We start from the raw sequence: 256 nt of genomic DNA on the forward strand, positions 1-256 counted from the left end.
GTATCGAGTATTTCCGTTTTCCTTGCAGCCTTTGCGATTGGCGCAATCGTGTTCCAGCTTCCGCTCGGGCTATTAAGTGCTCACTGGGGCAGAACAAAGGTATTAACGCTCGTGTTGCTTCTTGGATTTGTAAGCTTTACAATAGCAAGCTTTGTTGAATATTCTGTGCTTGCATTAACGATCTCCCTATTTATCGCTGGTATGGCGGTAGGTTCTACTTTTTCGCTGGGAATCAGTTTTATGGCAGACATTACGC

Annotated in this window: 1 protein-coding gene; it reads left to right on the forward strand. The window is 44.9% G+C overall.

The genetic code is table 11. From position 1 onward, the window contains the following. Positions 1–256, forward strand: a 256-nt coding sequence (locus tag AC3II9_RS22070) for an MFS transporter (protein WP_489158870.1), incomplete at both ends; no start/stop codon positions are given.

The sequence above is a fragment of the Lysinibacillus sp. RU7 genome, from assembly GCF_057837305.1.